Raw genomic sequence first — 24901 nt, 5'->3', positions numbered from 1 at the left:
GCAAACCGTAGGGGAAATATAAGGCCTCAGCGGTCGATGCGGACCGTCGCGCCCGCCAGTTGGTCGTCGACCTGGCGGATGTCGGCGTCGACCATGATCCGGGCCAGTTCGGACACCAGGACCGTCGGCTTCCAGCCGAGCAGGTCGTGGGCCTTGGAGGCGTCGCCGATGAGCGCGTCGACCTCGCTGGGGCGCTCGTACTTGGCGTCGTAGCGCACGTACTCGTTCCAGTCCAGACCCGCGTGGGCGAAGGACGCCTCGACGAACTCGCGGACGGTCGCGGCCACACCGGTGGCCACCACGTAGTCGGTGGGCTCGTCCTGCTGGAGCATCCGCCACATGGCGTCCACGTACTCGGGGGCGTAGCCCCAGTCGCGGACCGCGTCGAGGTTGCCGAGGTAGAGCTTGTCCTGGAGACCGGCCCTGATGCGGGCGACGGCGCGGGTGATCTTGCGGGTCACGAAGGTCTCGCCGCGGCGCGGTGACTCGTGGTTGAACAGGATCCCGTTGACGGCGAACATGTCGTACGCCTCGCGGTAGTTCACCGTGGTCCAGTACGCGAACACCTTGGCCGCGCCGTAGGGGCTGCGCGGGTGGAACGGGGTGCCCTCGTTCTGCGGGGGCGGGGTGGCGCCGAACATCTCGGAGGACGACGCCTGGTAGATGCGGGTGTCGATCCCGCTCGCACGGATGGCCTCCAGCAGCCGCAGCGCGCCGAGGCCGGTCACGTCGCCGGTGTAGAGGGGTGCGTCGAAGGAGACGCGGACGTGGGACTGCGCGCCGAGGTTGTAGACCTCGTCCGGCCGTATCTCACGGAGCAGGTTCACCAGGGCCACGCCGTCGGAGAGGTCGGCGTGGTGCAGGACGAAGGACCGGTTGGGCGCCTGCGGGTCCTGGTAGATGTGGTCGATCCGCTCCGTGTTGAAGCTGGAGGAGCGCCGCACCAGCCCGTGCACCGTGTAGCCCTTGGAGAGCAGCAGCTCGGCGAGGTACGAGCCGTCCTGTCCGGTGACGCCGGTGATCAGCGCGGTCTTGCCCATGCGGTTCCCCCTGGGGTGCGTTGTGTTCCGTGGTGCCCGGCGGGGGCTTCCCCTGCCCGCCCGGGGCTGCCCGATCCGGTGTCCCGGAGGCTGGATGCGTACCGTACACGCCGATTCCGCCCCTTCGCGCCCGGGTCCGCGCGGGGCCGGTTCCGGCCGGCCCGGTGGCGTGCGGGCCGGCTGGGCCCGGACTGCCGCCACCGCCCGGGCGGGAGACTGGCATCATCGGCGGTATGACAAGTTCGCTGCCGCTCCTGCCCCCGCACGCCCGCGTCTTCGTCGCGGGCCACCGCGGCCTCGTGGGGTCCGCGGTCGCCCGCCGGCTGACCGCCGACGGGCACGAGGTGCTCACCCGGGGTCGGGCCGACCTCGATCTGCGCGACGCCGCCGCGACCGCCCGCTACCTGGCGGACGTCCGCCCGGACGCCGTGGTGCTGGCCGCCGCGAAGGTCGGCGGGATCATGGCCAACAGCACCTACCCGGTGCAGTTCCTCGAGGAGAACCTGCAGATCCAGCTCAGCGTGATCGGCGGCGCGCACGCCGCCGGCGTGGGCCGGCTGCTGTTCCTCGGGTCGTCCTGCATCTACCCCAAGCTGGCCGCGCAGCCCATCCGCGAGGACGCGCTGCTGACCGGCCCGCTGGAGCCGACCAACGAGGCCTACGCGCTGGCGAAGATCGCCGGCATCGTGCAGGTCCAGTCCTACCGCAAGCAGTACGGGGCCTCGTACATCTCGGCCATGCCGACGAACCTCTACGGCCCGGGCGACAACTTCGACCTGGAGTCCTCGCACGTGCTGCCGGCCCTCATCCGGCGCTTCCACGAGGCCGCCGCCGAGGGCCGCGACGAGGTCGTGCTGTGGGGCAGCGGCACACCGCGCCGCGAGTTCCTGCACGTGGACGACCTCGCCGCCGCGTGTGCGGTGCTGCTGGACACCTACGACGGCGACGAGCCCGTCAACATCGGCTGCGGCGAGGACCTGACGATCCGGGAGCTGGCGCAGACCGTCGCCGAGGTGACGGGCTTCACCGGCCGGCTCGCCTGGGACACCTCCAAGCCGGACGGGACCCCGCGCAAGCTGCTGGACGTCGGACGGCTGGGCTCGCTCGGCTGGAAGCCCGCCGTCCCGCTGCGGGACGGCATCGCGGCCACCTACGCCTGGTGGCTGCGCGAGCAGCGGCAGGGCGGCTGAGCGCACCCGGGCCCCTCAGTACGCTCCGCGGCCGTCGACGACGGCGCGGAGCGTACGGCCCATCACGTCGACGTCACTGGTGAAGGACCAGTTGTCGACGTACTGCAGGTCCAGCTGAATCGTTTCGTCCCAGGACAGGTCGGAGCGTCCGCTGATCTGCCACAGCCCCGTCATCCCCGGCCGCACGGTGAGCCTGCGCAGTTCGACCTCGTCGTACTGCGCCACCTCCTCCGGCAGCGGCGGACGGGGGCCGACCAGCGACATGTCGCCGGTCAGGACGTTGATCAGCTGGGGCAGCTCGTCCATGGAGGTGCGGCGCAGCAGCCGGCCCACCCGCGTGACCCGGGGGTCGCGGCGCATTTTGAACATCAGGCCGTCGTTCTCGTTGTGTCCGGTGAGCTCGGCCTTGCGTGCGTCGGCGTCGACCACCATCGTGCGGAACTTCCACATGACGAAGGGGATCCCGTCACGGCCGATGCGCTGCTGCCGGTAGAAGGCGGGGCCGCGCGAGCCGAGACGTATCGCCAGGACGATGCCGAGGAAGAACGGCGAGAGCAGCAGCAGGCCCGCGGCCGCGCCCACCCGGTCCAGGGCGGACTTGAGCAGGGGCTGCACGCCCCGGCTGACCGGCGGTGCGACCCGCAGGACGGCGAGCCCGCCCGCGGACACGGTTTCCAGCCGCTTGACCGAGACCTCCACCAGCCCGGGAAAGACCGCGAGTTCCACTCCGGTGTCGTGCAGGGCCCAGGCGACCCGGCGCAGCCGCTCGCCCGCGATCCGCGCGCCGGGGGCCACCAGGACCAGGTCGGCGTTGTGGCTGCGGACGGCGCCGAGCACCGCGGCGGAGTCGCCGCCCGGCGTCCCGGCCATCTCCGCGTCGAGGCGGCCCGCGACCGGTACGCCGCTGGCGAGGGCTCCGGCGCCGACCGGGACCACGCCGACGACCACGTACGGGTGGTCGGTGCGGGCGGCCAGGTGCGCGATGACGTCCTCGGCGGCGTCGGGCTCGCCCACCAGCAGGACCCGGCTGACGGCCTGGGCCTCGCGGCGGGCCGCGGTGAGGTGGCGGTAGGTCAGCTTGTGGCAGGCTACGGTGATCAGCAGGGCGGGCAGCAGGGCCCCGAGGGCGGACAGCCGGGGCGTGTCCTCCTCGGTCACCACGCGGGCCACGGCCAGCACGCCGATCAGAATCAGCCAGTCGTGCAGAACGGGCAGCACGCCGCGGGACTCCCCGAGCGCCCGTACCGCGTACCGCCGGCGCAGCGCCTGCACCCCGGTCCACGCCACGGCGGCGGCCAGGGCGCAGTACACCGGCCGGACCTGCTGGGCCGCGGAGAAGACCAGGCCCACGGGCACGGCGGCGCCCAGGAAGTCGGCGCTCACGGCGGCGGGCAGGTACCAGCGCGCCTTGTCGCCGAGACGCCGTACCGGCGACGACGCCGCACGGACCGTCCCGGCCACCCTTTGCGCCGGAAAATGGACATGCCTCATGGGCCCCCCTGGCACGTGGTCTATGACATGGGCGAGCGTCCGCGGCTTCCCCAGGCAACGAACGACTGTCGCACCGGGAAACAGTACGACAAACACCCGTACGGTAAATGCGGATTGGGGCAACCCGACCTCTTGTTGCTCAAGTGTTAGCAACCGGTATCAGCCGTTCCGAATATCGGAGCCCCCTTTCGCACGCAAAGGTGAAGAGTCCGGATACCGGAGACGTCTCTTCGGAGAACGAACCGTTTCCGGCCAACCTTTTGACGCGCTCCTGACATCGCGACGGGCAGCTGGCACTCTTCGACCGTTCATCGCACCAGCCCTGTTCTGCCCGGAGGCCCACCCAGCCGTCCGGAACCCCCCTTGCAGAAGGAGTCTGCGTTGAGGTCCACCCCCCAGAGGCGAGCCACCGCGGCCGGCGCCCTCGTAGCCGCGGCGGCACTGCTCGCCGTAGGCATACAGACCGGCACCGCCACCGCCGACGCCACCGCGTCACAGGCCCGCACGGCTGCCCAGCCCAACCCGGGCGCGGCCAACCGCGTCCTCAGCGCTTCGGAGCGTGCGACGCTCCTCGCCGAGGCGAACTCGACCACTGTGCAGGCGGCCAAGGCCCTCGGCCTCGGCAGCGGCGAGAAGCTGATCGTGCGTGACGTCGTCCAGGACGCGGACGGCACCACGCACACCACCTACGAGCGGACCTACGACGGCCTGCCCGTCCTCGGCGGCGACCTGACGGTTCACGCCAAGGCCGGCGTGACCAAGAGCGTGACCAAGGCCACCCAGCACGAGATCAAGGTGGCCGACACCACCGCCTCGGTGACGCCGGCGGCCGCGGAGAGCCAGGCGGTCTCCGCCGCGAACGCGGAAGGCTCCAAGGAGGCCAAGCCCTCCAAGAGCGCCCGCAAGGTGATCTGGGCGGCCGACGGCGTCCCGGTCCTCGCGTTCGAGACCGTCGTCGGCGGCCTCCAGCACGACGGCACGCCGAACGAGCTGCACGTGGTGACCAACGCCAAGACCGGCGCCAAGATCAGCGAGTGGCAGGCCGTCGAGACCGGCACCGGCAACACCATGTACAGCGGCCAGGTGACCCTCGGGACCTCGCAGTCGGGCAGCACCTACAACCTGACCGACGCGGGCCGCGGCAACCACAAGACCTACAACCTCAACCGGGGGACCTCCGGCACGGGCACGCTCTTCTCCGGCCCGGACGACATCTGGGGCAACGGCCAGCCGGCCAACCTCGAGACGGCCGCCGCCGACGCCCACTACGGCGCGCAGGTGACGTGGGACTACTACAAGAACGTGCACGGCCGCAACGGCCTGCGCAACGACGGGGTCTCCCCGTACACCCGCGTCCACTACGGCAACAACTACGTGAACGCGTTCTGGCAGGACTCCTGCTTCTGCATGACCTACGGCGACGGTGACGGCAACGCCAAGCCGCTCACCTCCACCGACGTGGCCGCGCACGAGATGACCCACGGCCTCACCTCGGTCACCGGCAACATGACCTACAGCGGTGAGCCCGGCGGCCTGAACGAGGCGACCTCCGACATCATGGCGGCGGCCGTCGAGTTCTACGCCAACAACCCGCAGGACGTCGGCGACTACCTGGTCGGCGAGAAGATCGACATCCGCGGCAACGGCACCCCGCTGCGCTACATGGACAAGCCCAGCAGGGACGGCTCGTCCAAGGACAACTGGTACTCGGGCATCGGCTCCATCGACGTCCACTACTCCTCGGGCCCGGCCAACCACTGGTACTACCTGGCCTCCGAGGGCTCGGGCGCCAAGGTCGTCAACGGCGTGAGCTACGACTCGCCCACCGCGGACGGCCTGCCCGTCACCGCGATCGGCCGCGACGCCGCCTCGAAGATCTGGTTCCGCGCGCTGACGGTCGGCTACTTCAAGTCGACCACCAACTACGCGGACGCCCGCGTCCAGACGCTGAGGGCCGCCGCCGACCTCTACGGCCAGGGCTCCGCCATCTACAACAACGTCGCGAACGCCTGGGCCGGCGTGGCCGTCGGGTCCCGCATCTCCAACGGCGTGACGGTCAGCCCGATCGCCAACCAGACCACCCAGGTCAACACCGCCGTCAGCCTGCAGGTCCAGGCCACCAGCACGAACCCGGGTGCGCTGAGCTACTCTGCGACCGGCCTGCCGGCCGGGCTGTCGATCAACGCCTCCACCGGTCTGATCTCGGGCACGGCCACCACGGCGGGCACGTACAACGTGACCGTCACCGTGACCGACGCGCAGAGCCAGAAGGGCACCGCGTCGTTCACCTGGACGGTCGGCACCGGCCAGCAGAACGTGTTCGAGAACCTGAACGACTACCAGATCGCCGACAACGCCACGGTCGAGTCCCCGATCGCGGTGACCCGCACGGGCAACGCCCCGAGCACCCTCAAGGTGGACGTGAACATCGTCCACACCTACGTCGGTGACCTGGTCGTCGACCTGGTCGCCCCCGACGGCAGCGTGTACAACCTGCGCAACCGCACCGGCGGCAGCGCGGACAACATCGTCCAGTCCTTCACCGTGAACGCCTCCACCGAGGCCGCGAGCGGCACCTGGAAGCTCCGCGTCCGGGACGCCGCCAGCCTGGACACCGGCTACATCAACAGCTGGAAGCTCACCTTCTGACCCCGACCGGGGTGACGCGAGCACCTGCTGAACCCGCATGACCACGGGGCCGCCCGGGAGCAGACCTCCCCGGGCGGCCCTGTTCCATGGGTCCGTGGCCCCGTCCACCGGTGCGGGACGGGCGGCCAGGTCCGGCCGCCCGTCCCCCGTGCCCGGGGGCCGGCGTCACCGCAGGAGGACGCCGCCCTCCGCCTCCGTCTCCACCGGGGCCGCGACCAGACCCAGTTCGGCCGGGCTCGCCAGCATCGGGTGCGCCGGCAGGATGCGCACCGTGTAGCCGAAGGGCCCCGTGCGGTCGAGGGCGAGCGGGCCCTCGTACACCCAGCGCCCCTCCAGGTCGGGTCCGGCGGCCGGCTTGAGCGGGAAGGTCCGCCCGTCCCGGATCACGTCCCGCGGGTCCACCCGCCCGGCGAAGGCCTGCACCTCCACGTCCTCCGGCCGCAGCGCGTCCAGCGACACCTGCACGCGCAGCGTGAGCGTGGCCCCCAGTTCGGCCGTGCCGTTGACCGGGCCCGCGGCCAGCGCCTCGACGTGCTCGACGCCGACCCGCGGCCAAGCCGCCCGGACCCGGCCCTTCCACCAGGCGAGGTCCCGCGCCGCCTCGGCGTCGAGGGCGCGGTGGGCACGGGCGGCGGGTGCGTAGAGCCGTTCCACGTACTCCCGCACCATCCTCCCGGCGAGCACCTTCGGCCCCAGCGAGACCAGCGTGCGCCGGACCATCTCGATCCACCGCACGGGAAGGCCGGTGCGCCCGGTCCGGTCGTAGAACCGGGGCGCGACCCGGCCCTCGAGCAGCTCGTAGAGGGCGTTCGCCTCCAGGTCGTCACGCCGCTCCTCGTCCGTGCCGACCCCGTCGGCCGTGGGGATGGCCCAGCCGAAGTCCGGCTCGAACCACTCGTCCCACCACCCGTCGAGCACGGAGAGGTTGAGGCAGCCGTTCAACGCGGCCTTCATCCCGCTGGTGCCGCAGGCCTCCAGCGGCCGCAGCGGGTTGTTGAGCCAGACGTCGCAGCCCGGGTAGAGCTTCTGCGCCATGGCCATGCCGTAGTCGGGCAGGAAGACGATCCGGTGGCGCACCCGCGGGTCGTCCGAGAAGCGCACCAGCTCCTGCACGAGCCGCTTGCCGCCGTCGTCCGCCGGGTGGGCCTTGCCCGCGACGACGATCTGCACCGGCCGCTCCGGGTCCAGCAGCAGCCTGCGCAACCGGTCCGGGTCCCGCAGCATCAGCGTGAGCCTTTTGTACGAGGGCACCCGGCGGGCGAAGCCGATGGTGAGCACGTCCGGGTCGAGGACGCAGTCCACCCAGCCCAGTTCCGCGTCGGCCGCCCCGCGCTGGCGCCAGGAGGCCCGCAGCCGGTCCCGGACCTCCTGGACCAGCTGCTCGCGCAGCACCCGGCGCAGGTCCCACACGTCCTGGTCCGGGATGTCGGCGACCGCGTCCCAGCGCGGGGACCCGCCGACGGACAGCGCGTCCTCCGTCCGCCCGGCACCGATCTGACGGGCGCCCAGCCGGACGACCTCGGGTGCCACCCAGGTCGGGGCGTGCACCCCGTTGGTGACGGAGGTGATCGGCACCTCGGAGGGGTCGAAGCCGGGCCAGAGCCCGGCGAACATCTCCCGGCTGACGGCGCCGTGCAGGGTGGACACGCCGTTGGCGCGCTGCGCCAGGCGCAGTCCCATCACGGCCATGTTGAACACGCCGGGGTCGCCCCCGGGGTAGTTCTCCGCGCCCAGCTCCAGGATCCGCTCGACGGGGACGCCCGCCAGTTCCGCGCCCTCGCCGAAGTGCCGGGCGACCAGGGACCGCTCGAAGCGGTCGATGCCGGCCGGGACGGGGGTGTGCGTGGTGAACACGGTCCCGGCGCGCACCGCCTCGACGGCGGCGTCGAAGCCGAGGCCGCGCTCCCGCTCCAGTTCCCTTATGCGCTCCAGCCCCAGGAAGCCGGCGTGCCCTTCGTTGGTGTGGAACACCTCGGGGTCGGGGTGCCCGGTGATCGCGCAGTAGGCGCGCACGGCGCGGACCCCGCCGATGCCGAGCAGCATCTCCTGGAGCAGCCGGTGGTCGCTGCCGCCGCCGTAGAGCCGGTCGGTCACCTCGCGGGCCTGGGCGTCGTTGTCCTCGACGTCGGAGTCCAGGAGCAGCAGCGGTACGCGGCCGACGCGGGCCTGCCAGATGTGCGCGTGCAGGGTGCGCCCGCCCGGGAGGGTCAGGCCGACGCGGGCGGGGGTGCCGTCGTCCTGGCGGAGCAGGGCGAGCGGCAGCTCGTTGGGGTCGAGGACGGGGTACTGCTCCTGCTGCCAGCCGTCGCGCGAGAGGGACTGGCGGAAGTAGCCGTGCCGGTAGAGCAGCCCCACGCCGATGAGCGGGACGCCGAGGTCGCTGGCGGCCTTCAGGTGGTCCCCGGCGAGGATGCCGAGGCCGCCGGAGTACTGGGGCAGGGCGGCGGTGATGCCGAACTCGGGCGAGAAGTAGGCGATGGCGGCGGGGAGTTCCGCGCCGTTCTCCCGGCTCTGGTACCACCTCCCGCCGTTCACGTAGTCATCGAGGTCGGCGGCGGCGACGGCGAGCCGCCGCAGGAAGCGGCGGTCGGCGGCGAGCTCCGCGAGCCGGGCGGCGGACACGGTGCCGAGCAGCCGGACGGGGTCGCCCCCGGCGGCCTGCCAGCCCTCGGGGTCGACGGATTGGAAGAGCTCACGGGTCTCGGCATGCCAGGACCAGCGCAGATTGTGCGCGAGGTCGGTGAGCGGCAGCAGGGTCTCGGGAAGTACGGGGCGCACGGTGAATCGACGGATAGCCTTCACACGTTCCACCTTCGCAGGGGATTGCGGATCGGGGCGGCCGCACCACGCTGTGCATCCGCGCATCACCCCCGGAAGGCTAGCGCCGGCCCCGTCCCGGGGGCCATGCCGCCTCGGCCGCCGGGGGCCGCCGCCGGGCCGCCTCCGGGCCGCTGCGCCGGGCGACACGCCGTCAGGATCCGTACCGGACTGTCCCACTCCGTGGGATGCCCGGTGTCCGTTTCGGACGGATCCGCCAGCCTCCGCCGTAGGGGACCGGCCAACTTCGGTGGGTTGCGGCACCCGTGCGGCCGTACCGAGGCGTTCGCGATCTGCCCGTTTTCTATATATTCATCCCTGTGAGCTGTGAGGCGCGGCAAGGGTCGGGTTACGAGTGGGGCGCGTGAGGGATGTAGCTCCTTCAGGTGGTCCTGCCCGGCTTGACGCCGCCCGCAGGAATGTCGAGCCGGTACCCGGTGCCGGCCGTGGCCCTACGTACGAGTAGTTAACCAAGGGCACGGATTGCGCGCGGGGAGAGTGGGAAGGGCTCACCGGGTACACGAGGTACACGCACGGCGCACCGCACCCGACCCCTCCCGCCACCCGAGTGAACGCGGACAGGAGCGGCCATGCCCGCAGCCCAGCCGTCCACCGAGCGGCTAGAAACAGAGCGAACAGAGCGTGCACTACCAGTCGCGACGCCGACTGGCCCGTTGACACCGAGCCCTGCGAACTGCCCCCAGGTGATCCCATCATGATCGGTCGCATTCCCGTGCTGGACGTCCGCCCCGCCGTCGACTGCGGCGCCAGACCCGCCAAGGCGGTCGTGGACGAAGTCTTCGAGATCTCCGCAACCGTGTTCCGCGAGGGGCACGACGCGGTCAACGCCCACCTCGTGCTCCGCGATCCGAGCGGGCGGCTGCGACCCCCCGTGCCGATGCGCGAACTCGCCCCCGGCACCGACCGGTGGGGCGCGCGGGTCTCCGCCGAGGTCGAGGGGAGGTGGACGTACACCGTCGAGGCGTGGAGCGACCCGGTGGCCACGTGGCGGGCCCATGCCGCGATCAAGATTCCCGCCGGGATCGACACCGACCTCACCCTCCTCGAAGGCGCCGAGATCTACGCGCGGGCCGCCGCCAAGATCCCCAAGCGGGACGGCCGCGGGGTGCTGCTGGCCGCCGCCGAGGCCATGCGGGACGAGGACCGGGAGGTGTCCGTACGGTACGCGGCCGCGCTCGACCCGTCCGTGGACGCCGTGCTCGCGAAGAAGCCGCTGCGCGAGCTCGTCACCGCCGCCAAGCCGCTGCCGCTGCTGGTGGAGCGCAAGCGCGCCCTGTTCGGCTCCTGGTACGAGATGTTCCCCCGGTCGGAGGGCGCGGTCCTGGTACCGGGCGAGGCACCGGTGAGCGGAACGTTCCGCACCGCCGCCGAGCGGCTGCCGGCCATCGCCGGGATGGGCTTCGACGTGGTGTACCTGCCGCCCATCCACCCCATCGGCTCGACCTACCGCAAGGGCCCGAACAACACTCTGTCCGCCGGGAGTTGGGATCCGGGCGTGCCGTGGGCCATCGGCTCCACCGAAGGCGGCCACGACGCGGTCCACCCCGACCTCGGGACCATCGAGGACTTCGACGCCTTCGTCGGCCGGGCCCGCGAGCTGGGGCTGGAGATCGCCCTGGACTTCGCCCTCCAGTGCTCCCCCGACCACCCGTGGGTGGAGAAGAACCCGCAGTGGTTCCGCCACCGCGCCGACGGGACGATCGCGTACGCCGAGAACCCGCCGAAGAAGTACCAGGACATCTACCCGATCCACTTCGACGCCGACATGGCCGGAATCGTCGAGGAGACCTGCCGGATCCTGCGCCACTGGATGGACCACGGCGTCCGGATCTTCCGGGTGGACAACCCGCACACCAAGCCCGTGGTCTTCTGGCAGAAGGTGATCGCGGACATCAACAAGTCCGACCCGGACGTGATCTTCCTGGCCGAGGCGTTCACCCGCCCGGCGATGATGCGGGCCCTGGCCGCCGTCGGTTTCCAGCAGTCCTACACGTACTTCACCTGGCGCAACACCAAGGCCGAGCTCACCGAGTACCTCACCGAGCTCGCCGGGACCCGATCGGCCTCCGTCATGCGGCCGAACTTCTTCGTCAACACCCCTGACATCCTCCACGCGTACCTACAGAAGGGCGGCCGTCCCGCCTTCGAGGTGCGGGCGGTGCTCGCGGCCACCCTCTCCCCCGCCTGGGGCGTCTACGCCGGGTACGAGCTCTGCGAGAACACCCCGGTGCGGGAGGGCAGCGAGGAGTACCTGGACTCCGAGAAGTACGAGTTCCGGCCGCGCGACTGGGCGGCGGCGGAGCGCGAGGGCCGCACCATCGCCCCGCTGATCACCACGCTGAACCGGGTGCGCCGGCGCAATCCGGCCCTCCAGCAGCTGCGTGACATCCACTTCCACTCGACCGACAACGAACAGGTGATCGCCTATTCGAAGCACGCCGGCGCCAATTCCGTACTGGTGGTCGTCAACCTCGATCCGCACCACACCCAGGAGGCGACGGTCTCGTTGGACATGCCGGTACTCGGCCTCGACTGGCACGGGTCCCTCGCGGTGCGCGACGAGCTCACCGGCGATACCTATCACTGGGGCAGGGCGAACTACGTGCGTCTGGAACCGGGCCGCACGCCCGCGCACGTGCTCACCGCTCTGCGACCGTCCCCGCCCACCGGAGGGTCACCCACCACATGATCATCAACGATCCCGTCCACGACACGTTCGAGGACACCCCCGCCAAGGACCGCGACCCCGACTGGTTCAAGCGGGCCGTCTTCTACGAGGTCCTGGTCCGCTCCTTCCACGACAGCAACGGCGACGGCGTGGGAGACCTCAGGGGGCTCACCTCCAAGCTGGACTACCTGCAGTGGCTGGGGGTCGACTGCCTCTGGCTGCCGCCGTTCTTCGCCTCGCCGCTGCGCGACGGCGGCTACGACGTCTCCGACTACACCTCGGTCCTCCCCGAATTCGGCGATCTCGCCGACTTCGTCGAATTCGTGGACGCCGCGCACCAGCGCGGCATGCGGGTGATCATCGACTTCGTCATGAACCACACCAGCGACCAGCACGAGTGGTTCCAGCAGTCCCGCAAGGATCCGGACGGTCCGTACGGCGACTACTACATGTGGGCGGACAACGACAAGCAGTACCAGGACGCCCGCATCATCTTCATCGACACCGAGACCTCGAACTGGACGTACGACCCGCTACGCAAGCAGTACTACTGGCACCGCTTCTTCTCGCACCAGCCGGACCTGAACTTCGAGAACCCGGCCGTCGTCGAGGAGGTGCTCTCCGCCCTGCGCTTCTGGCTGGACCTCGGCATCGACGGCTTCCGGCTGGACGCCGTGCCCTACCTGTTCGCCGAGGAGGGCACCAACTGCGAGAACCTGCCGCGCACCCACAAGCTCCTGAAGCGGGTCCGCGAGGAGATCGACGCGCACTACCCGGACACCGTGCTGCTCGCCGAGGCCAACCAGTGGCCCGAGGACGTCGTCGACTACTTCGGGGACTTCGCGAAGGGCGGGGACGAGTGCCACATGGCGTTCCACTTCCCCGTCATGCCGCGCATCTTCATGGCCGTGCGAAGAGAGTCCCGCTACCCGGTCTCCGAGATCCTGGCCAAGACCCCGGCGATCCCGGACGGCTGCCAGTGGGGCATCTTCCTGCGCAACCACGACGAACTGACCCTCGAGATGGTCACCGACGAAGAGCGCGACTACATGTACGCCGAGTACGCCAAGGACCCGCGGATGCGGGCCAACATCGGCATCCGGCGCCGCCTCGCCCCGCTCCTGGACAACGACCGCAACCAGATGGAGCTGTTCACGGCCCTTCTGCTGTCCCTGCCGGGCTCGCCGGTGCTCTACTACGGCGACGAGATCGGCATGGGCGACAACATCTGGCTGGGCGACCGCGACGGCGTCCGCACGCCGATGCAGTGGACGCCCGACCGCAACGCCGGTTTCTCCTCCTGCGATCCGGGCAGGCTGAACCTGCCGGTCATCATGGACCCGGTCTACGGGTACCAGGTCACCAATGTCGAGGCCGCGATGGCATCGCCCTCCTCACTGCTGCACTGGACCCGCCGGCTGATCGAGATCCGCAAGGCGAACCCGGCCTTCGGGCTCGGGTCGTACACCGAACTGCCGTCGTCCAACCCGGCGGTGCTCGCGTTCCTGCGCGAGTTCGGGGACGACCTGGTGCTGTGCGTGCACAACTTCTCGCGCTGCGCGCAGCCCACCGAGCTGGACCTGCGGTCGTTCAACGGGCGGATCCCGGTGGAGCTCACGGGTGACGTGCGCTTCCCCCCGATCGGCGAATGGCCGTACCTGCTGACCCTGGCGGGCCACGGCTTCTACTGGTTCCGGCTGCGCGCCGAGCAACGCGGCGAGCAGCGCGCCGAGCAACGCGCCAGGCAACGCGCCGAATAGGGCACGCCCCGGCACGACGGGTACGGGGCGGGCAGCACGCGAACGGGTCAATCGCCCGCCCCTGTACGGACCATCCTGACCCGACACCCGCACATACCGGAGAAGCAACTGCCGCACATCCGGGACACTGCGCATTCTGTGACGGCCCGGGGAAAGGACGCGACGCCATGTCGGAGGCTGCATCCGCCCGGAGTCGGCTCACGGCCGACCGGGCCGCCCTGATCACGGGGATCGGCCCACTGGAACCGCTGCTGCGGACCTGGCTGCCCGCGCAGCGCTGGTTCGCCGGCAAGGGCCGGCCGATCGGCACGCTCAGCGCCGTCTCGGCGGCCGAACTGCTGCCACCGGGGTCCGTCCCCGGCCTGCTGCACCTGCTCCTCGACGTCGACGGGGACTGCTACCAACTGCTGCTGGGCATCCGCCCGTCCCTGCCCTCCGCGCTGGCGCACACCCTGGTCGGCCACCCGCAGGAGGGCCCGTACGCGGGCCGGGCGGTGTACGAGGCGCTGGGCGATCCCCGGCTCGCGGCGATGCTGCTGGAACGATTGCGCTCCCCCGGCATGCTCGGACCGCTGCGCTTCGAGCGGGACCCGGACGCGCCCGTCCCCGCCGGGCTCGCCCCCAGGCCGCTGTCCGGCGAGCAGACCAACTCCTCGCTGATCTACGGGGATTCCTACATCCTCAAGGTGTTCCGGCGGGTCGGTCCGGGGGTCAACCCGGACCTGGAGCTGCCCCGGGCGCTGGCCGCCGCGGGCTGCGGCCGCGTCCCGGCGCCCGTCGCCTGGTACGAGGCCGAGCTGCCCGGCGGGAGCGGCGAGCCGCTGACCCTGGGCGTGCTGCAGCCGTACCTGCGCGGCTCCGACGACGGCTGGCAGCTCGCGCTGCGCCGGCTCGGGGCGGGGCAGGACTTCACCGCCGAGGCGCACGCGCTGGGCCGGGCCACCGCCGAGGTGCACAGCGCGCTGGCCTCGGCCCTGCCCACCGTCGCGCTCGGCCCGGAGCAGACCGCCCGGCTCGCCGCCGGGATGACGGCCCGGCTGGCCGCCACCGCCCGGGAGGTGGCCGCGCTGCGGCCCTACGAGGCGGGGCTGCGGGGGGCCTTCGACGCACTGGCCGCCTCCCGCGGCGCCGGGGTCGCGGCCCAGCGGATCCACGGCGACCTGCACCTGGGCCAGACCCTGCGCACCCTCGACGGCTCCTGGTCGTTGATCGACTTCGAGGGTGAGCCGGCCCGGCCGCTGGCCGACCGGCGCCGCCCCGAACCGGCCGTGCGCGACATCGCCGGGATGCTGCGCTCCTTCGACTACGCCGCGCGCTCGCACCGGCCCTTCGCCCCCGCCTGGTCGGACGACTGCCGGGCCGCCTTCTGCGAGGGCTACGCCCGTACGACGGGCCGCGACCCCCGCGAGGACCCGGTGCTGCTGCGGGCGTACGAGACCGACAAGGCGGTGTACGAGGCCCGCTACGAGTTCCGCCACCGCCCCGACTGGCTGCACGTCCCGATGGCCGCGATCCGGCGGCTCTCCGAACCGCAGCGGCCCGCCCACCGGGTCCCGCCGACCCCGTCCGCCCCCGGCTCCATCTCCCCGCACCCCCAACCCCGCCAGACGCCCCCGAGGAGGCCGCTCGCGTGAGCGCCGCACGACAGCCGACACCGACCGTCCGCGACGAGACCGCACCCACCCAGGCGTCCGCCGGGAAACCGCGCACCCCGCGGGCCCGCACCGCCGCCCCTTCGCAGGGGGTCCGGCCGGCGCCACCGCTGGCCGGGGAGGAACGGGCCCGGCTGCTGGAGGGCCGCCACCACGACCCCCACGGGGTGCTGGGCGCCCACACCGTCCGGGGCGGAGTGTCCTTCCGCGTACTGCGCCCCTTCGCCCAGTCGGTCACCGTGGTCGCCAAGGGGCTGCGGGCCGAACTCCACTCCGAGGGGGACGGGCTGTTCTCCGGGCTGCTGCCGCTGACCGCGGTGCCGGACTACCGGCTCCTGGTCGCCTACGACGGCGACGAGCTCGAACTCCACGACCCGTACCGGTTCCTGCCCGCGCTCGGCGAGCTCGACCTGCACCTGATCGGCGAGGGCCGCCACGAGCAGCTGTGGAAGGCGCTCGGGGCCGAGCCGATGGAGCACCAGGGCGTGGCCGGCACCCGGTTCACGGTGTGGGCGCCCGACGCCCAGGGGGTCCGCGTCAGCGGGGACTTCTCCTACTGGGACTCCGTCGCCCACCCGATGCGCTCGCTGGGCTCCAGCGGCGTGTGGGAGCTCTTCCTGCCGGGCGTGGGCGCCGGGGCGCTGTACAAGTACGACATCACCCGTCCCGACGGCAGCCACACCCTGCGCGCGGACCCGATGGCCCGCTCCGCGGAGGTGCCCCCGGCGACCGCCTCGCGGGTGGCCTCCTCCTCCTACACGTGGGGGGACGAGGAGTGGATGGCGCGCCGGGGGGCCCGGCCCCCGCACCAGGCGCCCTTCTCCGTCTACGAACTGCACCTGGCGTCCTGGCGGCCCGGGCTCTCCTACCGGCAGCTCGCCGAGCAGTTGCCCGGGTACGTCAAGGAGCTCGGCTTCACGCACGTGGAGCTGATGCCCGTCGCCGAGCACCCCTTCGGCGGCTCCTGGGGCTACCAGGTCACCGGCTACTACGCGCCGACCTCGCGCTTGGGCGGTCCGGACGACTTCCGCTTCCTGGTGGACGCGCTGCACCGGGCCGGGATCGGGGTGATCGTCGACTGGGTGCCCGCGCACTTCCCGCGCGACGACTGGGCGCTGGCCGAGTTCGACGGGCGTCCGCTGTACGAGCACCCGGACCCCCGGCGGGCGGCGCACCCCGACTGGGGCACGCTGGAGTTCGACTACGGCCGCAAGGAGGTCCGCAACTTCCTCGTCGCCAACGCCGTCTACTGGTGCGAGGAGTTCCACGTGGACGGGCTGCGCGTGGACGCGGTCGCCTCGATGCTCTACCTCGACTACTCGCGCGAGGAGGGGCAGTGGGCGCCGAACGAGCACGGCGGCCGGGAGAACTGGGACGCGGTGTCGCTGCTCCAGGAGATGAACGCGACCGTGTACCGGCGCTGCCCGGGCGTGGTGACGATCGCCGAGGAGTCCACGGCGTGGGAGGGCGTGACGCGGCCGACGGACCAGGGCGGCCTGGGCTTCGGCCTGAAGTGGAACATGGGGTGGATGCACGACACGCTGCGCTACGCGTCGAAGGAGCCGGTGCACCGCAAGTACCACCACCACGACATGACCTTCGGGATGATCTACGCCTTCAGCGAGAACTACGTCCTGCCGATCTCGCACGACGAGGTCGTGCACGGCAAGGGCTCGCTGGTGTCGAAGATGCCCGGGGACTGGTGGCAGCAGCGGGCCTCGCACCGCGCCTACCTGGGCTTCATGTGGGCCCATCCCGGCAAGCAGCTGCTGTTCATGGGGCAGGAGTTCGCCCAGGGGGCGGAGTGGTCGGAGGCGCACGGGCCGGACTGGTGGCTGCTGGACGACTCCTACGCGGCGGCCGGTGACCACCGGGGCGTGCGCAGCCTGGTGCGGGACCTGAACCACACCTACGCGCAGGCGCCCGCCCTGTGGGAGCGGGACACCGTTCCCGAGGGGTTCGCCTGGGTGGAGGCGGACGCGGCCGACGACAACGTCTTCGCGTTCCTGCGCTACGCCCAGGACGGCTCGCAGCTGCTGTGCGTGTCGAACTTCTCCCCGGTGGTGCGGCACGGGTACCGGATCGGGGTGCCGGAGGAGGTCCCGCTGTGGCGGGAGGTCCTCAACACCGACCGGGAGGAGTACGGCGGCAGCGGTGTGCGGCACCTGGAGCCGCTGCGGCCCGAGCCGGTCCCCGCGCAGGGCCGCCCGGCGAGCCTCCGCCTGACGCTGCCGCCGCTGGCCACGATCTGGTTCCGGCCGTAGCGGCCGCCGGGGAGGTGCCGCTCCGGCTCCTGGGGCAGCACTTCCCCGGCGCGGGTGCCGGCGCCGGCCCGCTCCGCCGGGTCGCCGAAGGGGGCAGGAAGGGACCTCGTAGGGACCTCGTTCCTGGACGCCGGCGTCAAGGCCGTGTGTGGGACCTGTGAGGGGCCTTGCCTCGACCGGCTTTGGCTGGAACCGTACGGTGAAAGCGATCTTCGACTGCACCGATTACCGGACGGTCGCCGGATATACCGGCAAAATGCCATAACTCCCTAGGACGTTCCTACGAGTTATGGGCTTGTTTGATTGGTCTGTAGGCGCCGACACCCAGCCACTTCTACGGTGTGCCGTGTGCACTCCAGCCCCCCTTTCAATGCCCCCGCCGCGCGTCGTCTCCGCGCGGCCCTGGGCATGGCTCCCGGTCATGTCGCCTATGGCCTGCGCGCCCAGTACGGACTGATCGTCGCCCCCGAGACCGTGATGGCCTGGGAACGTGGCGAGATTTCGCCCTCCTCCACTGAGCTGACGGCCCTCGCCGGCGTCCTGTGGTGCTCGCCCGGCGAGCTGCTCGCCGAGCCCGTGACCCTGCGGGAGCACCGGATCTCGCGCGGGCTGTCCGTGGAGGAGCTGTCCCGGCGGCTCGGCATCGAGGCGGGCGCCTACCAGAAGATGGAGGACACCGGCCGCTGGAAGGGCAACGAGCGCCAGTCCGCGGCCCTCGCGACGGTGCTCGGGCTGTCGCTGGCCCAGTTCGTGACGGCCACCGGCAAGCAGGAGGAACTGGCGGAGCTGCTGCGCAGCGCGGTGACCACCCGGTGGCAGGCGTACGTAAAGCCGCTGGGCAAGCTGCTGCCGATCCCCAAGGGCCACCTCGAGCGGGTCCTGGAGGTGCTGCACGGGGACTACCAGTCCCGGATGAGGGCGACGCTCAGCTGGGGCAGCGGCGGCGAGGCCCGGAGCGGGGACGCGGGGCGGGAGTTCCTCGCCGGGATCGTGGACCGGTTCTGGAGCCTCGCCGGCGGCGCCGCCTGATCCCGGCCCCGTAGGGGCGGACCGGCTAGAAGACGGACTCGGCCTCGTACATGCGTTCCTCGGGGACGGTCTTCAGCGCGGTGACCGCCGAGGCCAGCGGGGCCATCACGATGTCGGTGCCGCGCAGGGCCGTCATGTTGCCGTAGTCGCCGCGGTGGACGGCCTCGACGGCGTGCCAGCCGAAGCGGGTCGCGAGCACCCGGTCGTAGGCGGTCGGGGTGCCGCCGCGCTGGACGTGGCCGAGGATGACCGGGCGGGCCTCCTTGCCCAGGCGCCGCTCCAGCTCGACCGCCAGGCGGTTGCCGATGCCGGCGAAGCGCTCGTGGCCGTACTGGTCGATCGCGCCCTTCTCGTACGGCATGGAGCCCTCGGCGGGGTGCGCGCCCTCGGCGATGCAGACGACGGCGAACTTCTTCCCGCGCGCGAACCGCTCCTCCACCATCTTCACCAGGGCGTCCACCTCGAAGGGGCGCTCGGGCAGGCAGATCCCGTGGGCGCCGCCGGCCATGCCGGACTCCAGCGCGATCCACCCCGCGTGGCGGCCCATCACCTCGACGACCATGACGCGCTGGTGCGATTCGGCGGTGGTCTTCAGACGGTCGATGGCCTCGGTCGCGACCATGACGGCGGTGTCGAAGCCGAAGGTGCGGTCGGTGGAGGAGATGTCGTTGTCGATGGTCTTCGGCACGCCGACGACCGGCATCCCGGCGTCCGACAGCATCCGCGCGGCGGTCAGGGTGCCCTCGCCGCCGATGGGGATGAGGGCGTCGATGCCGTAGCGCCTCGCCAGCTCCTGCGCGTTCTCGGCGGCCTCGTGCAGCCGGGCGCGCTCCATGCGGGCCGAGCCGAGGATCGTGCCGCCGCGGGCCAGGATGCCGCTGACGGCATTGATGTCCAGCGGGCGGACGTTGCCGTCGAGCAGGCCCTTGAACCCGTCCTCGAAGCCGATGACCTCGTCTCCGTGCCCGACCAGGGCGCGGTGTACGACCGACCGGATGACAGCGTTGAGGCCGGGACAGTCGCCGCCCGCGGTGAGAACTCCGATACGCATCGTGCTGTGTCTCCTGCCGTACATGGGAAGAAGGGCGTCATGAGGAAGCTTGTCCGATTGTTCCACGGGCCCGGGGTGCCGCGCGTCCTGTGCGGCTCCCGACACCGGGCCCTTCGACCCTCCCGGCCAGGGCTTTTTCCGGCGGGCGTCTTATCCACCGGCAGAGGTATTGTCAAGAGGTCAAGGCACACTAAATGGACAATCACAGCATGGACGGAGAGCACGCGTGACGCGCAGCGTGTACGTGACCGGCATCGAGCGGGGGGACGGCCGGCAGGTCGTCGAACTGGGGATCATGGAGCTCCTGACCCGGCAGACGGGCCGGGTCGGCGTCTACCGGCCGCTGCTCCACGACGCCCCCGACCGGCTCTTCGACCTGTTGAAGGCCCGTTACCGGATCGAGCAGGACGCCTCCACGGCCTACGGCATGGAATATCAGGAGGCCTCGGCGATCCTCGCCGAGAAGGGCACCGACGAGCTGGTCTCGCGGCTGGTCGACCGCTACCACCGGGTGGCGCGCGAGTACGAGGTCATGCTGGTCCTCGGCACCGACTACGCCGACACCAACCTGCCGGACGAACTCGCGCTCAACGCCCGCCTCGCCAACGAGCTGGGCGCCGTCGTCGTCCCCGTCGTGGGCGGCGTCAAGCACCCCGCCGAGGCCGTGCGCGCCGAGGCCCGCAACGCCTACCGCGCGTACGAGAGCCTGGGCTGCCACGTCGTGGCGATGGTCGTCAACCGGGTGGCCCCCGAGGACCGCGACTCCATAGCCGAGCGGCTGGCCGCCCGGCTCCCCGTGCCCTGCTACGTCCTGCCGGACGACAAGTCGCTCTCCGCCCCCACCGTCGCCCAGATCACCCGGGCCCTCGGTGGCGAGGTGCTGCTCGGCGACGAGGCCGGGCTGGCCCGCGACGCCGTGGACTTCGTCTTCGGCGGCGCCATGCTGCCGAACTTCCTGAACGCCCTGACCCCCGGCTGCCTGGTCGTGACCCCCGGGGACCGCTCGGACCTGGTCATCGGCGCCCTGGCCGCGCACACCTCGGGGACCCCGCCGATCGCCGGCGTGCTGCTCACCCTGAACGAGCGCCCGGGCCCCGACATCCTCACGCTGGCCTCGAAGCTCGCACCGGGTACGCCCGTGGTGTCGGTGGCCGGCAACAGCTTCCCCACGGCCGCCGAACTCTTCTCGCTCCAGAGCCGGTTGAACTCCGCGACCCCGCGCAAGCTGGAGACCGCGCTCGGTCTGTTCGAGCGGCACGTGGACACCGGTGAGCTGCGCGACCTGCTGTCGGTGGCCCGCTCCGAGCGCGTGACCCCGATGATGTTCGAGCACGAGCTGCTGGAGCGGGCCCGCTCCGAGCGGCGCCGCGTCGTGCTGCCCGAGGGAACCGAGGAGCGCGTGCTGCGCGCGGCCGACGTGGTGCTGCGCCGGGGGGTGTGCGACCTCACCCTGCTGGGCGAGGAGCCGGCCATCCTGAAGAAGGCCGCGGACCTCGGCATCGACATCTCGGGCGCGCAGCTGATCGATCCGGCGACCTCCCCCCTGCGCGAGCGCTTCGCCGAGTACTACGCGTCGGTCCGCGCCCACAAGGGGATGACCGTCGAGCTGGCCAACGACGTGGTCACCGACGTGAACTACTTCGGCACGCTGATGGTGCAGGAGGGGCTGGCCGACGGCATGGTCTCCGGCTCGGTGCACTCCACGGCGGCGACCATCCGCCCGGCCTTCGAGATCATCAAGACCAAGCCGGAGGCCTCCATCGTCTCCTCCGTCTTCTTCATGTGCCTGGCCGACCGGGTGCTGGTGTACGGCGACTGCGCCGTCAACCCGGACCCCGACGCCGAGCAGCTCGCGGACATCGCCGTCCAGTCGGCCGCCACCGCCGCCGCCTTCGGGGTGGAGCCGCGGATCGCGATGCTCTCGTACTCGACCGGCACCTCGGGCAGCGGCGCGGACGTGGACAAGGTCCGCAAGGCCACCGAGATCGTCCGCGCCCAGCGCCCCGACCTGGCCGTGGAGGGGCCGATCCAGTACGACGCGGCCGTGGAGCCCTCGGTCGCGGCGACCAAGCTGCCGGAGTCCCAGGTGGCCGGCCGTGCGAGCGTGCTGATCTTCCCCGATCTGAACACCGGCAACAACACCTACAAGGCCGTACAGCGCTCGGCGGGCGCCGTCGCGGTCGGGCCGGTGCTCCAGGGCCTGCGCAAGCCGGTCAACGACCTCTCGCGCGGCGCGCTGGTGCAGGACATCGTCACCACCGTGGCCATCACCGCGATCCAGGCCCAGGCGCAGGCGCGGCCACTGCCCGACGCCGCCCGGTAGGCGCGCGCCGACCGCCCGTTACCGCCCGGAAGACCTCCCCACCGCACCCGAAGGAAAGACCCGCACCGTGACCGCATCACGCGTCCTCGTCCTCAACTCCGGCTCCTCGTCGGTCAAGTACCAGCTCCTCGACATGGCGGACCGCTCCCGCCTGGCCGTCGGCCTGGTGGAGCGCATCGGCGAGGAGACCTCCCGGCTCGTCCACGAACCGCTCACCGGGCCGGGCGCCGCGGGCGGCAGGCGCGAGCGGCTCGGTCCGATCGCCGACCACGAGGCGGCGCTGGGGGCGGTGGCGGCGGAGCTCGCCGCCGACGGGATGGGCCTGGACTCCCCCGAACTGGCCGCCGTGGGGCACCGGGTGGTGCACGGCGGGACGCGGTTCACGCAGCCGACCGTGATCGACGACGAGGTGCTGGCGGAGATCCGCAGCCTGATCCCCCTCGCGCCGCTGCACAACCCGGCGAACGTGACGGGCATCGAGGTGGCGCGCGGGCTGCGGGCGGACATCCCGCAGGTCGCGGTCTTCGACACGGCGTTCCACTCGACGATGCCGGAGTACGTGGCGCGGTACGCGATCGACGCCGCGACGGCGGAGAAGTACTCCATCCGGCGGTACGGGTTCCACGGCACCTCCCACGCCTACGTCTCCCGGGCGACGGCGGCGCTGCTCGGCCGGCCGGTGGAGGACGTGAACGTGATCGTGCTGCACCTGGGCAACGGGGCCTCGGCCTCCGCCGTCCGCGGCGGCGTGTGCGTGGAGACGTCCATGGGCCTGACCCCGCTCGAGGGTCTGGTCATGGGCACCCGCTCGGGCGACCTGGATCCGGCGGTCGTCTTCCACCTGGCGCGGGTGGGCGGCCTCTCAGTGGATGAGATCGATTCGCTCCTGAACAAGAAGAGCGGTCTGCTGGGCATGTGCGGCGACAACGACATGCGCGAGGTGCTGCGGCGGGCCGGGGAGGGCGACGACGCGGCGGGCGTCGCGTTCGCCGCGTACGTGCACCGTCTGAAGAAGTACATCGGCGCCTACTCGGCGGTGCTCGGCCGGGTGGACGCGGTGGCCTTCACGGCCGGGGTGGGCGAGAACGCCCACCAGGTCCGGGAAGCTGCCGTGGACGGCCTCGCCGAGCTGGGCCTGGCGCTGGACCCGGAGGCCAACGCGACGCGTTCGCCGCACCCGCGGCTGGTCTCCGCGGACTACGCGCGGGTGGCCGTCGCCGTGGTTCCGACGGATGAGGAACTGGAGATCGCCACCCAGGCGTACGCACTGGTTACCGAGTAGTCACTTGGACTTTCCACCAGCCGGAATATTCCGCTGCGAAACAAACCGATAGGATCCGCTCCATGCGCCGTTCCAAAATCGTCTGCACGCTGGGCCCCGCCGTCGACTCGTATGAGCAGCTGAAAGCGCTCATCGAGGCAGGCATGAACGTGGCCCGATTCAACTTCAGCCACGGATCCCAGGCAGAACACCAGGAGCGGTACGACCGCGTCCGGAAGGTCTCCGAGGACACCGGGCGCGCCGTCGGCGTCCTCGCCGACCTCCAGGGCCCGAAGATCCGTCTGGAGACCTTCGCCGAGGGTCCCGTCGAGCTGGTGCGCGGTGACGAGTTCACCATCACCACCGAGGACGTCCCGGGCGACAAGTCCATCTGCGGCACCACCTACAAGGGCCTGCCGGGAGACGTCGCCAAGGGCGACCAGATCCTGATCAACGACGGCAACGTCGAGCTCCGGGTGACCGGGGTCGAGGGCCGCCGGGTCAGGACCATCGTCATCGAGGGCGGTGTCATCTCGGACCACAAGGGCATCAACCTGCCGGGCGCCGCGGTCAACGTCCCCGCCCTGTCGGAGAAGGACGTCGACGACCTCCGCTTCGCCCTGCGGATGGGCTGCGACATGGTCGCCCTGTCCTTCGTCCGCGACGCCGACGACGTCAAGGACGTCCACAAGGTCATGGACGAGGAGGGCCGCCGGGTCCCCGTCATCGCCAAGGTGGAGAAGCCCCAGGCCGTCGAGAACATGGAGGCCGTGGTCGCGGCTTTCGACGCGGTCATGGTGGCCCGCGGCGACCTGGCCGTCGAGTACCCGCTCGAGAAGGTCCCGATGGTCCAGAAGCGGCTCATCGAGATGTGCCGCCGCAACGCCAAGCCGGTGATCGTCGCGACCCAGATGATGGAGTCGATGATCACCAACTCCCGCCCGACGCGCGCGGAGGCGTCCGACGTCGCCAACGCCATCCTCGACGGCGCGGACGCGGTCATGCTCTCGGCCGAGTCCTCGGTCGGCGCCTACCCGATCGAGACCGTCAAGACGATGTCGAAGATCGTCATGGCGGCCGAGCAGGAGCTCCTGTCCAAGGGCCTCCAGCCGCTGGTCCCGGGCAAGAAGCCCCGTACGCAGGGCGGCTCCGTCGCCCGCGCGGCCTGCGAGATCGCGGACTTCCTCGACGGCAAGGCGCTGATCGCCTTCACCCAGTCCGGTGACACGGCCCGCCGCCTGTCGCGCTACCGCGTGAGCCAGCCGATCCTGGCCTTCACCACGGACGTCAACACCCGCAACCAGCTCACGCTGAGCTGGGGCGTCGAGTCCTACATCGTCCCGCACGTGGACACCACCGACGCGATGGTCGACCTGGTCGACGGCGAGCTGCTCAAGCTGGGCCGCCACAACGAGGGCGACACCATGATCATCACGGCCGGCTCGCCCCCCGGCGTCCCGGGCACCACCAACATGGTCCGCGTGCACCACCTGGGCGGGGCCACCCGCGACTGACGCGTACCGACTCTGCCGCACAGAGGCCGAGGGCGGGGGGGGGGGGGAGGGGGGGGGGGGGGGGGGGGGGAGGGGGGGTGGGGGGGGGGGGGGGGGGGGTCCCTGTAGGGCCTCGGTCTCAAGCCCGAGGCGGTCGTATGAGCAGGACGCTTCACGTCCGCCGGGCTGTGC

General features: G+C 71.5%; 14 protein-coding genes. 10 read left to right on the top strand and 4 right to left on the bottom strand.

Annotated elements, in window-relative coordinates:
- Positions 1–26: 26 nt before the first annotated feature.
- Complete coding sequence (gmd, locus tag AC07FY_RS08725; protein WP_479002533.1) at positions 27–1040, bottom strand: GDP-mannose 4,6-dehydratase; 1014 nt, start codon at positions 1038–1040, stop codon at positions 27–29.
- Positions 1041–1273: 233 nt separating this feature from the next.
- Here gmd and AC07FY_RS08720 point away from each other — a divergent pair, with 233 nt between their 5' ends.
- Positions 1274–2230 (top strand): GDP-L-fucose synthase family protein, encoded by a 957-nt coding sequence (locus AC07FY_RS08720; protein WP_479002530.1) that lies wholly within the window; start codon positions 1274–1276, stop codon positions 2228–2230.
- 15 nt (positions 2231–2245) lie between these two features.
- Here the strand turns inward: AC07FY_RS08720 and AC07FY_RS08715 are convergent, their stop codons facing one another.
- On the bottom strand, positions 2246–3721 hold the full coding sequence (locus AC07FY_RS08715; RefSeq protein ID WP_479002527.1) for a sugar transferase: 1476 nt from the start codon (positions 3719–3721) through the stop codon (positions 2246–2248).
- Positions 3722–4102: 381 nt separating this feature from the next.
- Between AC07FY_RS08715 and AC07FY_RS08710 the strand changes: the two genes are divergently transcribed.
- Positions 4103–6370, top strand: a complete 2268-nt coding sequence (locus tag AC07FY_RS08710; protein WP_479002524.1) for a M4 family metallopeptidase — start codon at positions 4103–4105, stop codon at positions 6368–6370.
- Between the two features lie 165 nt (positions 6371–6535).
- Here the strand turns inward: AC07FY_RS08710 and glgP are convergent, their stop codons facing one another.
- Complete coding sequence (gene glgP / locus AC07FY_RS08705; protein WP_479002521.1) at positions 6536–9172, bottom strand: alpha-glucan family phosphorylase; 2637 nt, start codon at positions 9170–9172, stop codon at positions 6536–6538.
- A 730-nt stretch (positions 9173–9902) separates the two neighbouring features.
- On the opposite strand from glgP, the gene AC07FY_RS08700 reads away from it, so the two are divergent.
- From AC07FY_RS08700 to AC07FY_RS08680, 5 genes are all read left to right on the top strand, one after another.
- Complete coding sequence (locus tag AC07FY_RS08700) at positions 9903–11897, top strand: alpha-1,4-glucan--maltose-1-phosphate maltosyltransferase (RefSeq protein ID WP_479002518.1); 1995 nt, start codon at positions 9903–9905, stop codon at positions 11895–11897.
- On the top strand, positions 11894–13636 hold the full coding sequence (gene treS / locus AC07FY_RS08695; protein WP_479002515.1) for a maltose alpha-D-glucosyltransferase: 1743 nt from the start codon (positions 11894–11896) through the stop codon (positions 13634–13636). Before AC07FY_RS08700 ends, treS begins: the two co-directional genes overlap by 4 nt.
- Before the next feature lie 167 nt (positions 13637–13803).
- Entirely contained in the window at positions 13804–15270 is a 1467-nt protein-coding gene (locus AC07FY_RS08690) for a maltokinase N-terminal cap-like domain-containing protein (RefSeq protein WP_479002512.1), read from the top strand.
- The gene (glgB, locus tag AC07FY_RS08685; protein ID WP_479002510.1) at positions 15267–17552 is read left to right on the top strand and encodes a 1,4-alpha-glucan branching enzyme; all 2286 of its coding nucleotides are present in this window, start codon (positions 15267–15269) and stop codon (positions 17550–17552) included. The genes AC07FY_RS08690 and glgB overlap by 4 nt, the downstream gene beginning before the upstream one ends.
- A 339-nt stretch (positions 17553–17891) precedes the next feature.
- Positions 17892–18581 (top strand): helix-turn-helix domain-containing protein, encoded by a 690-nt coding sequence (locus tag AC07FY_RS08680; RefSeq protein WP_479002509.1) that lies wholly within the window; start codon positions 17892–17894, stop codon positions 18579–18581.
- 25 nt (positions 18582–18606) lie between these two features.
- On the opposite strand, the gene AC07FY_RS08675 is transcribed toward AC07FY_RS08680, so the two are convergent.
- Positions 18607–19632, bottom strand: coding sequence for an ATP-dependent 6-phosphofructokinase (locus AC07FY_RS08675; RefSeq protein WP_479002506.1), 1026 nt, complete (start codon positions 19630–19632; stop codon positions 18607–18609).
- Positions 19633–19858: 226 nt separating this feature from the next.
- Here AC07FY_RS08675 and pta point away from each other — a divergent pair, with 226 nt between their 5' ends.
- The 3 genes from pta (at position 19859) to pyk (ending at position 24730) form a co-directional block, all read left to right on the top strand.
- Positions 19859–21955, top strand: a complete 2097-nt coding sequence (gene pta / locus AC07FY_RS08670) for a phosphate acetyltransferase (protein WP_479002503.1) — start codon at positions 19859–19861, stop codon at positions 21953–21955.
- 67 nt (positions 21956–22022) lie between these two features.
- Positions 22023–23237, top strand: coding sequence for an acetate kinase (locus AC07FY_RS08665; protein ID WP_479002500.1), 1215 nt, complete (start codon positions 22023–22025; stop codon positions 23235–23237).
- Between the two features lie 62 nt (positions 23238–23299).
- Positions 23300–24730 (top strand): pyruvate kinase, encoded by a 1431-nt coding sequence (gene pyk / locus AC07FY_RS08660; protein WP_479002497.1) that lies wholly within the window; start codon positions 23300–23302, stop codon positions 24728–24730.
- Positions 24731–24901: the final 171 nt, after the last annotated feature.

This window comes from Streptomyces sp. NPDC045967 (assembly GCF_056430495.1).
The sequence above is the reverse complement of the archived record's forward strand: the minus strand, read 5'-3'. Positions and strand labels throughout refer to the sequence as shown.